Origin of the sequence: Pseudomonas sp. R9.37, from assembly GCF_963878885.1 — a bacterium.
GTDB lineage: Bacteria > Pseudomonadota > Gammaproteobacteria > Pseudomonadales > Pseudomonadaceae > Aquipseudomonas.
The window spans coordinates 413,861-427,035 of sequence record NZ_CAWNZA010000032.1; the positions used below are offsets into that span (position 1 = coordinate 413,861).

The window sequence follows — 13,175 nt, forward strand, 5'->3', positions numbered from 1 at the left end:
CGTCAGTTGGCAAGCAGCGTTCGTGGATGGCGAACGGTTATGCCCTGTCGGCGCCATTCAGATCGCTATCGCGGCAAGCCCGGCTCCCACAGATGAGCGGTTTTCCATGTGGGAGCCGGACCTGCCCGCGATGAGGCCCACGGCGCTGGTTTACTTCAGCGACGTGCGCAGATAGTCAAACAATAACCGGCTCACCGGCGACAGCTGCGCTTGATCACGTATCACCACAATCAAACGGCGATCCGACCAGGCATCCGTGAGCGGCACGGCGTGCAATCCCAACGCGCGGCCGAACAGCTCGTAAGCTTTTTGCGGCAGGATACCGATGCCCATGTTCGCCTGAACCATCCGGCACATCGCATCAAACCCTGGCACGTGGATGCGCAGGCGCAGCATCTTGCCGGCCTCGCGCGCGGCCGCGTGGGTGCGCATATTGATCGAGCTGGCGGCATGCAGGCCAACGTAATCACTGTCGAGTGTTTCGGCGAACGCCAGGGTCTCGCGTGCGGCCAACGGATGCGCCGCCGGCATCAGCACCACCAGTTTGTCGTGGCGATAGGTCACGCGGGGCAGGCCTTTGGTGTCAGTGTCACTGGAACAGATCCCAAGGTCGGCCACGCCGTCCAGAACGCCCTGAACCACGCCATTGCTGGGGCGTTCTTCCAGGTCGGTTTTCACCTCGGGGTGCAGCGCAGAAAAGTCCCGCAAGTCTTCCGGAAGAAACTGAATGATCGCCGACAGATTGGCCAGCATGCGCACATAACCGCGCACGCCATGGCTGTGCTCGCCCAGTTCCAGGCCCATTTTTTCGACGTTGAACAGCATCTGCCGCGCGTGGTGCAACAGGGTTTCGCCCGCCGCCGTCAGGTCCATGCCCTTGGCCCGGCGTACAAACAGGCTCACGCCCAGCACCTGTTCCAGCTCCATCAGCCGCTTGCTCGCGGCCGATACCGCAATGGCTTCACGGGCCGCCGCGCGAGTCAATGTGCCCTCTTCAAACACCGCAACGAACAGCTGCAAGGTGATCAGATCCAGGCGACGCACCAGGCTCTTGTGCAACATCAGTGACGCTCGGCAGCCAGGCGATTGATCTCGCCCTGCTCCACCACCGCGTGCGGCGCGCCATGGCGCACGGCCGCCAACATGGCCTGACCGACGGTCTCGGTGCTCACTACCCAGGCGGGCTTGACCCGGCGCACAAAGGTGAGCAGCGGCCCGAGCACGGAATAAAAGGATTGGTACAACGGCGTTTTCGAGCGCACGCCATGCAGCGGCTGGATCACCCCCGGCCGAAACAGGTACACCGCCTTGAACGGCAAGCGCAGCAAAGCGTTTTCGGTCTTGCCCTTGACCCGCGCCCACATCGACTTGCCCGCTTCGGAGCTGTCGGTGCCGGCACCGGACACGTAGATAAAGGTCATCTGCGGATTGAGCCGCGCGAGGGTACTGGCGGCGACCAACGTCAGGTCATAGGTGAGGTGGGTGTACTTGGTTTCATTCATGCCCGCCGACGAAACGCCGAGGCAGAAGAAACACGCATCAAAGCCCTGCAGCAAGTTTTCCAGCGGCTGGAAATCCAGCATGTCGCTGTGCAGCACCTGATGCAGCTTGCCATGTTCCTGGGTCAAGGGCGTGCGGCCAACGGCGACGACTTCCTGCACGTCTGCGGCCAGCAGGCACTCGCGCAGCACGCCTTGGCCGACCATGCCGGTGGCGCCGAATAACAGAACTCTCATGGGGGGACCTCAGCGGCAAGCCGCACGCTTCGTGCTCAAGTTGAATGCAGTTGAGCCTGTAGCTTATCGCTTGCCGCGTGCGACCGCCCTCTTTAGAACGCGCTGCGGAAAATCTCCTCGATCTGGCGCTGATCGGCGCGGCGCGGGTTGGTCAGCCCACAGGCGTCCTTCAACGCATTGGTGGCCAGCAGCGGAATGTCTTGCAGCTTGGCCCCCAGCTCGCGCAAGCCGGCCGGGATCTCAACCTCCTGGGCCAACGCACGGATGGCAGCGATCGCGGCCTGGGCGCCCTCTTCCGGCGTGATCCCCTTGATGTCGGCGCCAAGGGCGCGCGCCACGTCGCTCAAACGCTTGGCGCAGACGCTGGCGTTGAAGCTTTGCACATGGGGCAGCAACACCGCGTTGCACACGCCATGGGGCAGGTCGTAAAGGCCGCCAAGTTGGTGGGCCATGGCGTGCACAAACCCCAGGGACGCATTGTTGAACGCCATCCCGGCTAGGAATTGCGCGTAAGCCATGTTTTCCCGCGCGACCTTGTCGCTGCCGTCGCGTACCGCCAGGCGCAGGTTGGCGCTGATCAGTTCGATTGCCTTGATCGCGCAGGCGTCGGTGATCGGTGTGGCGGCGGTCGACACGTAGGCCTCGATGGCGTGGGTCAACGCGTCCATGCCGGTGGCGGCGGTCAGGCCCTTGGGCATGCCGACCATCAGCGTCGGGTCATTGACCGACAGCAGCGGCGTCACGTTGCGGTCGACGATGGCCATTTTCACGTGGCGGGTTTCGTCGGTGATGATGCAAAAACGCGTCATCTCACTGGCAGTACCGGCGGTGGTGTTGATGGCCACCAGCGGCAGTTGCGGCTTGCTGGATTGATCGACGCCTTCGTAGTCGCCGATATGCCCGCCATTGGTGGCGCACAAGGCAATGCCCTTGGCGCAGTCATGGGGCGAACCGCCGCCCAGGGACACCACAAAATCGCAGTGGCTGTGCTGCAACAGCGCCAGGCCTTTCTCGACGTTTTCCACATTCGGGTTGGGCTTGGCGCCGTCGTAGATCACCGAGTCGATGTCCTGCATCGCCAGCTTCTCGGCGATCATGCTGGCCACGCCCGCTTTGGCCAGGCCCGCGTCGGTGACGATCAGCGCTTTGCGAAAGCCGTAATTGCGGATGGCAGTCATGGCTTCGTCGAGGCAGTCGGTGCCCATGATGTTGACGGCGGGAATGAAGAAGGTGCTGCTCATGGCGAATCCTCAGAGGCGTTATGCCTACAGGATCAACCTGAGTGGGCCGTGGCATCTTGATCAGGATCAACGCCGGCTCGTGATAAAGTCACCACCCAGCCGATTTCGAGTAGACCCGCCGCAATGAAGGATTTCCAGGATATTGACGCCCACCTTGAAGACTGGAGCGCGCTGCGCAGCGCTGTCGACTTCAGTGGGATTCTGATCGGTAACGGTGCGAGCCGCGTGATTTGGGAAGACTTTGCCTACGACTCGCTGTTTGAAAACGCCCGCACCGTCGAAGAAAAACCCCTCAGCCAATCCGAGCTGAGTGTGTTCGACGCCCTGCAAACCCGCAGCTTCGAGCAAGCGCTGGGCGCACTGAAAACCACCAGCCGGGTCAACAAGGCGCTGGCGGTCAGCTCGGCGGCGCCGCGTAATCGCTACTACGCGATCAAGGAAGCGCTGATCAATACCATCCACGCCGTGCACATTCCGTGGCGCCTGGTGCAGCCGTCCACGCTGGCGACGATCAACGCGGAACTGGCCAACTACGCCACCGTCTTCACCACCAACTACGACCTGCTCAACTACTGGGCGATCCTGCACACGCCGGGCATCGATGACCTGTTTCGCAGCGCCGACTCAAGCTTCGACCTGCGCAACACCCGCACCGATGCCACGCGCATTCTGTACCTGCACGGCGGCCTGCACCTGGTGCGTAACCTCGATGGTACGGCGCGCAAATTGCCGTCCACCGACAGCACGTTGCTCAGCAGTTTTGCGATCAACAACACGATCAAGACCCTGGACGACGTGCCGCTGTTTGTCAGCGAAGGCAAGGTGGAAGAGAAGCTCAAGACCATCCGCAGTTCGGACTACTTGTCGTTCTGTTATGAGCAGTTGCTGACCCATACGGGCGCGCTGTGCATTTTCGGCCACGACCTGGGGCCGCAGGACAAGCACTTGGTGGATGCGCTTTGCCAGGCGAGGATCACGACCCTGGCGATTTCGGTGTCGGGGCGCAGCGACGGGTTTATCCGCCAGCAGAAGCGCCGGTATTCAGAGCTGTTTGAGGGCAGCGGTGTGGAGTTGAAGTTTTTTGCAGCGCGCACGCATCCGCTGGGTAATTCGGCATTGTCAGTGCCGGTCGAGCGCTGATCCTTCGCTCGCATTTTGACTGAGTGCATCGGTTACATAGAGACAAATGACAATAGTTCTCGATATCATTCGCGACTTTTCTACGTCGTGCTTCGTCAAGAAGGATATCCATGTCTCGTCCCAAGCCCGACCCGTTGTCGGCCGATGCCTTTCGCGGGTTTTATGCAGACATCCTGTATTTCCTGCGCAAACGCACGGACAACGCCAGCGACGCGGCGGACATGACCCAGGATGTCTTCACCCAATGGCTGGACTACCGCGACCGCGCCAAGGTCGAGCAGCCACGGGCGTTTCTGTTCCAGATGGCGCGCAATCTGCTGCGCGATCACTGGCGTAAACAGAAGGTACGGCAGACCGTCCACTCAGACCCGGCCGCAAGGGACGCCGAGCCGGTCACCGATGAGCAAAACGACCCCATGGCCGCCGCGCAACGCTTGCAACGCCTGGAACAGTTGAAAGAAGTCCTCGCCGAGCTCTCGCCCCGCAGGCGAGAAGCCCTTATGCTGCACCGCTTCGAAGGCCTGAGCCAGGCGCAGATCGCCGAGCGCATGGGCATTTCGACCAGCATGGTGGAAAAGCACATCGCCTTGGCCCTGCTGCATTGCAAGCGACGCCTTCAACACGAACCCGGCACGGAGCAGCCAGAATGAACCGCCTGAGCGACCTTGACGCGCTGGACATCGAAGCGAGCGACTCCATCGATGCCCAAGCCGCCAGCTGGTTTGCCCGCAACCGCAGTGACATGGGGCGCGCCGACCGCAGGGCCTTTGCGGCCTGGCAGGCCGAACCCGCCCATGCGCGCGCCTATGCCGAGTTCGAACAACTGTGGGCCGACCTCGCCCAGTTGCAGCAATTGAACAAACCGGTGCCGCTGCCCAAGCGCAAGCCGTCGGCCTGGCGCCCTGCCCTGGCGGCGGCGGCCGCGCTGGTGTGCGCCGTGCTGACCACACCTATCGGCGCACCGCGCGAGCTTTATCACAGCCAGGTTGCCGCTCATGCCAAAGGCATGCGCACCCTGAACCTGCCCGATGGCAGCACCCTCTACGTGAATGCCAACACACGCCTGCGCGTGGATTTCAGCGCCCACCAACGCATCCTTCACCTGGACAAGGGCCAGCTCTACATCGAAGTCGCCGCCGACAAGGAACGGCCGCTGTACGTGCAAGCCGGCGAGGCGAATGTGCGGGTAGTCGGCACCGGTTTTGATGTGCGCCGCAGCCAGCAGCAACTGGTGGTGAGCGTCGCCCATGGCCAGGTGGCGTTCGAGCCCGACCGCAAAAGCCCGGTGAGCGTGCTCGGCGCTCAACAACGCGCCATCTACAGTTACGCCAAGGGCACAGTGCAACAACAAACCCTGAGCGCTGAAGAAGTGGCGGACTGGCGCAGCGGGCACCTGTCGTTTCGCAATCGCGACCTGGCCAGCCTGATCGACGAGCTGAGCCTCTATCGGCCGCAGGCACCGCTGCAGGTCAGCAAATCAGTGGCGCAACTGAAGGTCTCGGGCAATCTGGATGTGAATGACCCGGACGCCCTGCTCAACGCACTGCCTGCCCTGCTGCCGGTGAAAACCGTGGCCTCGGCCGATGGTGTGGTGAGAATCGAACCCATCAAGTAAGACCGGCACCGCCACACTTGAGAATATTTTGCATTCGCATGTGTGGTTTTTTTGGCCTGCCCCGTCTTCCTCCCGACTGTGTTTGATACGCACACCTTTTTGGCTATTTAGCCACCCCGGGGGATTTCATGTTTCGCGCGCCTTGCCACGCTTCGCACCTGTTTCTTCGACCGACGCTGATTGCCACCTGCCTGGCGTTCAGCCTCAATGCCCAGGCCGAGTCCTTCAAGCTGCAACTGCCCGCCCAGTCGCTGGCCACGTCCCTGAGCCAAGTGGCGCAGCAGGCGAAAATCCAGCTGCTGTTCGATGAAACACTGCTCAAGAACGTGCAGGCGCCCGCGCTCAATGGCGACTTCACCCCCGAAGTGGCGATTCGCAGCCTGCTCAAAAACGGCGAGTTCACCCTGATCAAGGTCGGCACCACCTACGTGGTGCGCCCCGACGAGGGCAAGACCACCCACAGCAGCGCGATCCAGCTGGACGCCCTCAGCGTGATCGGCACCGGTAACGAAGTCGACTCAAGCACCGTCAACCGTTCCACCCTCAGCCAGGCCGACATCGACCGCTATCAGTCCAATAACATTCCCAGCCTGTTGCAGACCTTGCCCGGCGTGAGCCAGGGCGGTTCGCTCAAACCCGGTGGCCAGACCATCAACATTCGTGGTTTCGGCGATGCCGAAGATGTACCGATGACCGTCGATGGCGCCACCAAAAGCGGCTTTGAGCGCTACCAGCAAGGCACGGTGTTTATCGAGCCCGAGCTGATCAAAAGCATCGAGGTGGAAAAAGGCCCCAACTCACCGTTCACCGGCAACGGCGGTTTCGGCGGCACGGTCAACATGACCACCAAAGATGCCCCGGACCTGCTCCAGGACGGTCGCAACAGCGGCGCGATGCTCAAGTACGGCTACTCCAGCAACGACCACGAACAGGTCTACAGCGGTGCCGTGTATGGCCGCACCGACGACGGCCGTTTCGACGCGCTGGCCTACCTGACGCAGCGCGACGGCGGCGACATGAAAGTGGCTGCCAAGCTGCCCAACGACAGCAACCAATACCCGGTCAACCCGCAGCGCCTGCCCAACAGCGCCCAGGATGTGGACGGCAAGTTGTTCAAGGTCAACGCCCACTTGACCGAAGAGCACAGCGTCGGCCTCTCCTACTCGCGTTCCCACAGCAATCGCTGGACACCGTTTTCTGCTGCCAGCTACCCGACGCCGCCGACCCAGGCCAACATCGATCGCTACGGCTATGAAGGGGCGTTGAAGCGTTTTTTAGCCCAACGTGACACCGTCGACACCACCTGGTCGGGCAAGTACGAGTACCAGCCCGTGGACAACCCGCTGGTGGACCTGACCGTCAAATATTCCCAGTCCAACACCGACCAGACCGACGAGCGCGACGCCACGGCGTTTTTCCAGCTGGCCACCGGCGGGCGCAAGATGGACACGTCCTACACCGACAAAAACCTCGACATCCGCAACATCAGTCTGTTTGACACCGGGCCCTTGCAGCATGCCGTCACCGTGGGTGGGCAGATCCGCAAGCACATCCGCGAAACCGAGATGTGGATGCCGGGCACTGCCTACAACACGGCGCGCTACAACTACGGGCATTTCCAGCCGGGTTTCATGCCCCACGGCAAGGTCGATACCCACAGCTTCTTTGTCCAGGATGCAGTGACCGTGGGCGACGTGACCATCACCCCGTCCCTGCGCTACGACCACGTGCGCAACCGCGGCGAAGGCAACGATGCGCCGTACTACAACAACCCGGACCCGTCGTTCGGCCACGATTACAGTGACCGCACCTACACCGGCTGGTCGCCACGCCTGGCGTTGTTCTGGAACGTCACGCCGAACCTGGGGCTGTTCGCCAACTGGAGCAAAACCTGGCGCGCGCCGGTCATCGACGAGCAGTATGAAGTGCAAGGCCTGGGCAGCCGCACCGCCACCAGCGTCGACCTCGACCCGGAGCGCATCACGTCGATCACCGTGGGCAGCGTCGTCAGCTTCGATAACCTGATTGCCCATGACGACAACCTGCAAGTGCGCACCACGTTGTTCCACAACAAAGTCGAAGACGAAATCTTCAAGGCCACCGGCGTCGGCTGCCAGAACCAGGCCGTCAACGGTGGCACGATTTCCAGCGCCTGCCCGCCTGGGGCGATGTCCAATTACCGCAACATCGGCGGCCTGACCATCAAGGGCTTTGAACTCGAATCGTTCTATAACTCCACCTACCTGTTCGGCTCGGTGTCGTTCGCCTACGCCAAAGGTGAACACGAAGGCGCCTACACCAACCCATGGGGGCCGGATGTGGCGGCACGTGACATTCCACCGACCAAATGGGTGCTGGTGCTGGGCACCAATATTCCGGCCTGGGATGCCCAGGTAGGCTGGATAGGCCAGTTCATCGGCGCCACCGACCGCTTGCCCAGCGACACATATTCCGGCGGACCGGGCAGCAGCGTGGGCGACCTGTTCTACGACCAGTACGGTAACAAGGCCTACAACACCCAGGGTCTGTTCGCCAAATGGAAACCGCAACAGGCTTACCTGAAAGGCACCGAGGTGAATTTCACCGTGGACAACTTGCTCAACAACAACTTCCGCCCGGCCCTGAGCGGCGACCGTGCCTACACCAAAGGTCGCGATGCGAAGATCAGCATTACGCGGTTCTTCTAAGGTTAGGTGCTGCGGGTGTGTGGGTTTGTCTGCACGACCGAGGCGAACCCTTCGCCGCCTCGCTAAAGCTCGACAGCTCCCACATGGATCTCCATTTGCTCGCGATCTTCTGTGGGAGCCGTCGAGCCCTGGCGAGGCGGCGAAGGCGGCGGCACTGCCAACCCGAGCGATTGAAACTGTACGGATAAATCCGCACCCAGCTGTAGGCCAGCAATCGGCGAGGGTTGTGGCTAGATGAGCTTCCCTTGAAGCCCTCTAGATTCGGGTCGCCCTCATGAGCTCGCGCGAAAACACCGGCATGGCCCTCGGCCTGCTGGGCGTCATCATCTTCAGCCTCACCTTGCCGTTCACCCGCATCGTCGTGCAGGAGATCCATCCGTTGCTCAACGGCCTGGGCCGTGCCTTGTTCGCGGCAGTTCCGGCGGCGGCGCTGTTGCTGTGGCGCCGCGAGCGCTGGCCCACCTGGCGCCAGGTGCGCGGGCTGTGCCTGGTGATAGCCGGCGTGATCCTCGGTTTCCCGGTGTTGTCGGCCTGGGCCATGCAAACCTTGCCAGCCTCCCATGGCGCACTGGTCAACGGCCTGCAGCCGCTGTGCGTGGCGCTGTATGCGGCGTGGCTGTCCCATGAGCGGCCGTCAAAAGCCTTCTGGGCCTGTGCGGCGCTGGGCAGTGCATTGGTGTTGAGTTACGCGCTGATCACCGGTGCCGGCAGTGTCCAGGCAGGCGATTTGCTGATGCTCGGCGCGATTGCCGTGGGCGGCCTGGGGTATGCCGAAGGTGGCCGCCTGGCCAAGGAAATGGGTGGCTGGCAGGTCATCTGCTGGGCGCTGGTGCTGTCGACGCCGGTGTTGATCGGCCCGGTGTGGTACTTGGCGGCGCAGCATCAAGGGGCAATTTCGACGCGTGCCTGGTGGGCGTTTGGTTACGTGTCGCTGTTCTCGCAGTTCCTGGGGTTCTTCGCCTGGTACGCCGGGCTGGCCATGGGCGGCATCGCGCGGGTCAGCCAGATCCAGTTGCTGCAGATCTTCTTCACCATCGCGTTTTCGGCGTTGTTTTTTGGTGAGCATATCGAGCCGATCACCTGGCTGTTTGCCTGTGGGGTGATCGTGACGGTGATGCTGGGGCGCAAGACCGCGGTGCAGCCCGCGCCTGCGCCCAAGCCGAACGCTATCTAATGTGAAAGCACGCGTGTGTGGGCGCCGGGCTTGCCCGCGATGGAATCACCGCGGTTTAGCTGAAAGACTGAGTCGCCTGCATCGCAGGCAAGCCAGCTCCCACACAAGCCCGGCTCCCACAGCGTCTGTGTTCAGTTCAAGAAGCCATCCGCGCGCAGCAGGGTTTCCAGGCAGTGCTCGCTGATCTGGTAGAACGCCTTCAGCGCCTGGATTTTCTCCAGCAACTGCGCGTTGTCCACCGGCTCGCTGCGCTTGATCGCCAGAATCATCTTGTTCTTGTTGGTGTGTTCCAACGAGATGAACTCGAACACCTTGGTCTCATACCCACAGGCCTCGAGGTACAGCGCACGCAGGCTGTCGGTGACCATTTCCGCCTGTTGGCCCAGGTGCAGGCCGTATTGCAGCATCGGCTTGAGCAGCACCGGGCTCTGGATCTGCAGGCGAATCTGTTTGTGGCAGCACGGCGAGCACATGATGATCGACGCGCCCGAACGGATACCGGTGTGGATCGCGTAATCGGTGGCAATGTCACAGGCATGCAGCGCAATCATTACGTCCAGGTCACTGGGCGCCACGCTGCGTACGTCACCGCACTTGAACACCAGCCCAGGGTGTTCCAGGCGTGCGGCCGCGCTGTTGCACAACGTCACCATGTCTTCGCGCAGTTCCACGCCAGTCACTTCGCCCTCGGCCTTGAGGGTGTTGCGCAGGTAATCGTGGATGGCGAAGGTCAGGTAACCCTTGCCCGAACCGAAATCGGCGACGCGCACCGGCTGATCCAGGTTCAGCGGCGACGAGGTCAGCGCATGGCTGAACACTTCGATGAACTTGTTGATCTGCTTCCACTTGCGCGACATCGACGGGATCAGCGCCTGCTTGGCGTCGGTCACGCCCAGGTCGGCGAGGAATGGCCGGCTCAGGTCAAGGAAGCGATTTTTCTCGCGGTTGTGCTCGGCGGACGGCGCCTCACGCAGTTGCTGGGGCTTGCTTTTGAACAGCGAGCTTTTGTTCTTCTTGCTGTATTCCAGCTGGGCTTCGTCGGTCAGCGACAGCAAATGCGCATTCTTGAACGAGGTGGGCAGCAGCGCAGCAATCGCGGCCACGCCCTCGGCCAGCGGCAAGTTCTTGGTGATATCGCGGGTCTTGTAGCGGTAGACGAAGGACAGGCAGGCCTGCTCCTTGACCTCTACCGCCTTGATGATCAGCCGTTGCAATTGGGCTTCCTCACCCACGTACTTGGCCAGCACCAGCTTGATAAACGCGTTCTGCGCCAGGCTTGCGCTCAGCAGTTCGATGAACTGGGCGTGATGATCCGGCGCAGGGCGGGCAGGTTGAGCGGTGACGGACATGAACAAAAACGCCTCGGGCTGGGAATGCCGGGCATTTTAGGGGGGATGAAGGTTTAGGGCACGGGGTTATTTGATCAACGGTCGATTCGTCCAGCCTGCACAGATCCAAAGGTGGAAGGGGGCTTGCCCCCGATGGCGGTGTATCAGCTCCAAATGAGTTGCTTGACACACGGCCATCGGGGGGCAAGCCCCCTCCCACATTTTGGTTCAGTGGTGTTTGGGTTATTCGAGTACGACCAACCTGTTGGGTAGTTCATTACGGGTTTGCGTTACCGGCACATGCACCTTGAGCAACTCGCCGCAGGCCTCAATGCACGCGATAAACCCGGCCAGCGTCTGCCCCTGCTTCACCTGCTGGGTGAACGCCTTGACGATGGTGTCCCAACTGCCGTCATCCAGGCGCTTGGAAATGCCCTCGTCCACCAGGATTTCCACATAGCGCTCCGCCTCGCTGACAAAAATCAGCACGCCTGTGCCGCCCAGCGTGTGGTGCAGGTTCTGCTCCAGGAACTGGCGGCGCGCCAGGTTGGACGCGCGCCAATGCCGCACTGACCGCGGGATCAGACGCGTGGTGACTTTCGGCAGGCGAAACACCAGGCACAACACGATAAACGTTGCCCACTGTGCCAGCAGCAAGGTGTACATGGTCAGGTAGCCCGACAAGTAATGCACCACGCCGGGCACCACCAAGGCGATCAGACTGGCCCAGAGCAACGGGATGTAGGCGTAATCATCGGCACGCGCCGCCAGCACGGTGACCAGTTCGGCATCGGTGGTTTTTTCGACCCGAGCGATCGCCTCAGCGACCTGGCGTTGCTCGTGTTCACTCAGTAGTGCCATGGTTGTAGATGCCCCTTTCTAGTTATTGTCATTACCAGCCACCCGAGGCCCCGCCACCGCCAAAACCACCGCCGCCGCCTCTGAAGCCACCACCGCCGCCCCCGCCACCGCCGCCGCGCCCACTGCTGCTGAGAATCGCCAGCAGAATAGCGCCAACCGGCAGGCCCAGGCGATTGCACAGCCACAGCACGCCAATCAGCAAGATGAACAAGCCGATGGAAAACCCCGGGTTGTTCTTGGCGAAATTCGCATCGGCCACATGCGCCGGCACGGCCAGCGGCTCGCCACCCACCACCTGCACCATCGCCGCCACACCGTCGCTGATGCCCTGGCTGTAATTGCCCGCCTTGAACTTGGGCGCGATCACCTGGTTGATGATCACCCACGACTGCGCATCGGTCAGCACACCTTCGAGGCCATAGCCGACTTCGATGCGCAACTTGTGCTCATCACGGGCGACGATCAACAGCGCGCCGTTGTCCTTGCCCTTCTGCCCGATGCCCCACTGGCGACCCAATTGGTAACCGTAGTCTTCAATGGGCACGCCTTGCAGGTCGGGCACGGTGACCACCACGATCTGGTCGCCCGAGGTTTGCTCCAGCGCCTGCAACTGCTGGGTGATCTGCGCGCGGGTTGCCGGGTCAATCATCTGGGCGCTGTCCACCACCCGTCCGGTCAAGGCCGGGAACGTCAATGCCGCCTGGGCGGCACCCACGCAGGCCAGCAACCACAGCGCCAAGCCTATCCGTAATAAACGCATCGACACCTCAGAGAAGCCTTATTTGAACTTCACTTGTGGCGCTTTATCGGCATCGGCGCTGGTGGCTTCAAACGTGGCGCGGATCGGCAAGTCGCTGTACATCACGCTGTGCCACAGGCGGCCAGGGAAGGTACGGATTTCGGTGTTGTAAGCCTGCACGGCCTGGATAAAGTCACGGCGAGCCACGGCAATGCGGTTTTCTGTGCCTTCAAGTTGCGATTGCAGGGCCAGGAAGTTCTGGTTGGCTTTGAGGTCCGGGTAGCGCTCGGACACCACCATCAAACGGCTGAGGGCGCCGCTCAAACCATCCTGGGCTTGCTGGAACTGCTTGAGTTTTTCCGGATTGTCGAGGGTGCTGGCATCCACCTGAATCGAGGTGGCCTTGGCCCGCGCTTCGATCACGGCGGTGAGGGTATCTTGCTCATGCGCTGCGTAACCCTTGACCACTTCCACCAGGTTGGGGATCAGGTCGGCGCGGCGCTGGTACTGGTTCTGCACCTGGCCCCAGGCCGCCTTGGCCTGTTCATCCAGAGTCGGAATGGTGTTGATGCCGCAACCGCTCAGCACTGTGCTGATCAATAGCAAAGCGGCGGCTTTCAAGCCCCAGCGGTAACCTTGTGCTGCTTGCATGGT

At 61.8% G+C, this 13,175-nt stretch carries 12 protein-coding genes; 5 read left to right on the forward strand and 7 right to left on the reverse strand.

What is annotated here, in order from left to right; translation table 11 throughout:
- Nucleotides 1-150: 150 nt before the first annotated feature.
- The 3 genes from AACU78_RS17780 to yiaY all read right to left on the reverse strand — a co-directional run bounded on the left by AACU78_RS17780 (nt 151) and on the right by yiaY (nt 2,977).
- Nucleotides 151-1,062, reverse strand: a complete 912-nt coding sequence (locus tag AACU78_RS17780; RefSeq protein ID WP_106577049.1) for a LysR family transcriptional regulator — start codon at nt 1,060-1,062, stop codon at nt 151-153.
- Nucleotides 1,062-1,736 carry an NAD(P)H-binding protein gene (locus AACU78_RS17785; RefSeq protein WP_106577050.1) on the reverse strand — a complete coding sequence of 225 codons (675 nt, stop codon included), beginning with the start codon at nt 1,734-1,736 and terminating at the stop codon, nt 1,062-1,064. Before AACU78_RS17785 ends, AACU78_RS17780 begins: the two co-directional genes overlap by 1 nt.
- A gap of 92 nt (nt 1,737-1,828) precedes the next feature.
- Nucleotides 1,829-2,977 (reverse strand): L-threonine dehydrogenase, encoded by a 1,149-nt coding sequence (yiaY, locus tag AACU78_RS17790; protein WP_106577051.1) that lies wholly within the window; start codon nt 2,975-2,977, stop codon nt 1,829-1,831.
- A gap of 123 nt (nt 2,978-3,100) precedes the next feature.
- Here yiaY and AACU78_RS17795 point away from each other — a divergent pair, with 123 nt between their 5' ends.
- The 5 genes from AACU78_RS17795 to AACU78_RS17815 all read left to right on the forward strand — a co-directional run bounded on the left by AACU78_RS17795 (nt 3,101) and on the right by AACU78_RS17815 (nt 9,593).
- Nucleotides 3,101-4,117: a DUF4917 family protein gene (locus AACU78_RS17795; protein ID WP_106577052.1), complete on the forward strand. Its 1,017-nt coding sequence runs from the start codon at nt 3,101-3,103 to the stop codon at nt 4,115-4,117.
- Between the two features lie 110 nt (nt 4,118-4,227).
- Nucleotides 4,228-4,767 carry an RNA polymerase sigma factor gene (locus AACU78_RS17800; protein WP_106577053.1) on the forward strand — a complete coding sequence of 180 codons (540 nt, stop codon included), beginning with the start codon at nt 4,228-4,230 and terminating at the stop codon, nt 4,765-4,767.
- A complete protein-coding gene (locus AACU78_RS17805; RefSeq protein WP_106577054.1) occupies nt 4,764-5,732 on the forward strand; it encodes a FecR family protein in 969 nt (322 codons plus the stop codon). Before AACU78_RS17800 ends, AACU78_RS17805 begins: the two co-directional genes overlap by 4 nt.
- Nucleotides 5,733-5,860: 128 nt before the next feature.
- Complete coding sequence (locus tag AACU78_RS17810; protein WP_106577055.1) at nt 5,861-8,419, forward strand: TonB-dependent receptor; 2,559 nt, start codon at nt 5,861-5,863, stop codon at nt 8,417-8,419.
- A 274-nt stretch (nt 8,420-8,693) separates the two neighbouring features.
- Nucleotides 8,694-9,593, forward strand: coding sequence for a DMT family transporter (locus AACU78_RS17815; RefSeq protein ID WP_106577056.1), 900 nt, complete (start codon nt 8,694-8,696; stop codon nt 9,591-9,593).
- A gap of 131 nt (nt 9,594-9,724) precedes the next feature.
- Here AACU78_RS17815 and AACU78_RS17820 read toward each other — a convergent pair whose 3' ends face one another.
- The 4 genes from AACU78_RS17820 to AACU78_RS17835 form a co-directional block, all read right to left on the reverse strand.
- Nucleotides 9,725-10,942, reverse strand: coding sequence for a class I SAM-dependent methyltransferase (locus AACU78_RS17820; RefSeq protein WP_106577057.1), 1,218 nt, complete (start codon nt 10,940-10,942; stop codon nt 9,725-9,727).
- A gap of 222 nt (nt 10,943-11,164) precedes the next feature.
- A complete protein-coding gene (locus AACU78_RS17825) occupies nt 11,165-11,782 on the reverse strand; it encodes a TPM domain-containing protein (RefSeq protein WP_106577058.1) in 618 nt (205 codons plus the stop codon).
- A gap of 31 nt (nt 11,783-11,813) precedes the next feature.
- Complete coding sequence (locus AACU78_RS17830; RefSeq protein ID WP_106577059.1) at nt 11,814-12,542, reverse strand: TPM domain-containing protein; 729 nt, start codon at nt 12,540-12,542, stop codon at nt 11,814-11,816.
- A gap of 18 nt (nt 12,543-12,560) precedes the next feature.
- Nucleotides 12,561-13,172: a LemA family protein gene (locus AACU78_RS17835; RefSeq protein WP_106577060.1), complete on the reverse strand. Its 612-nt coding sequence runs from the start codon at nt 13,170-13,172 to the stop codon at nt 12,561-12,563.
- Nucleotides 13,173-13,175 lie beyond the last annotated feature (3 nt).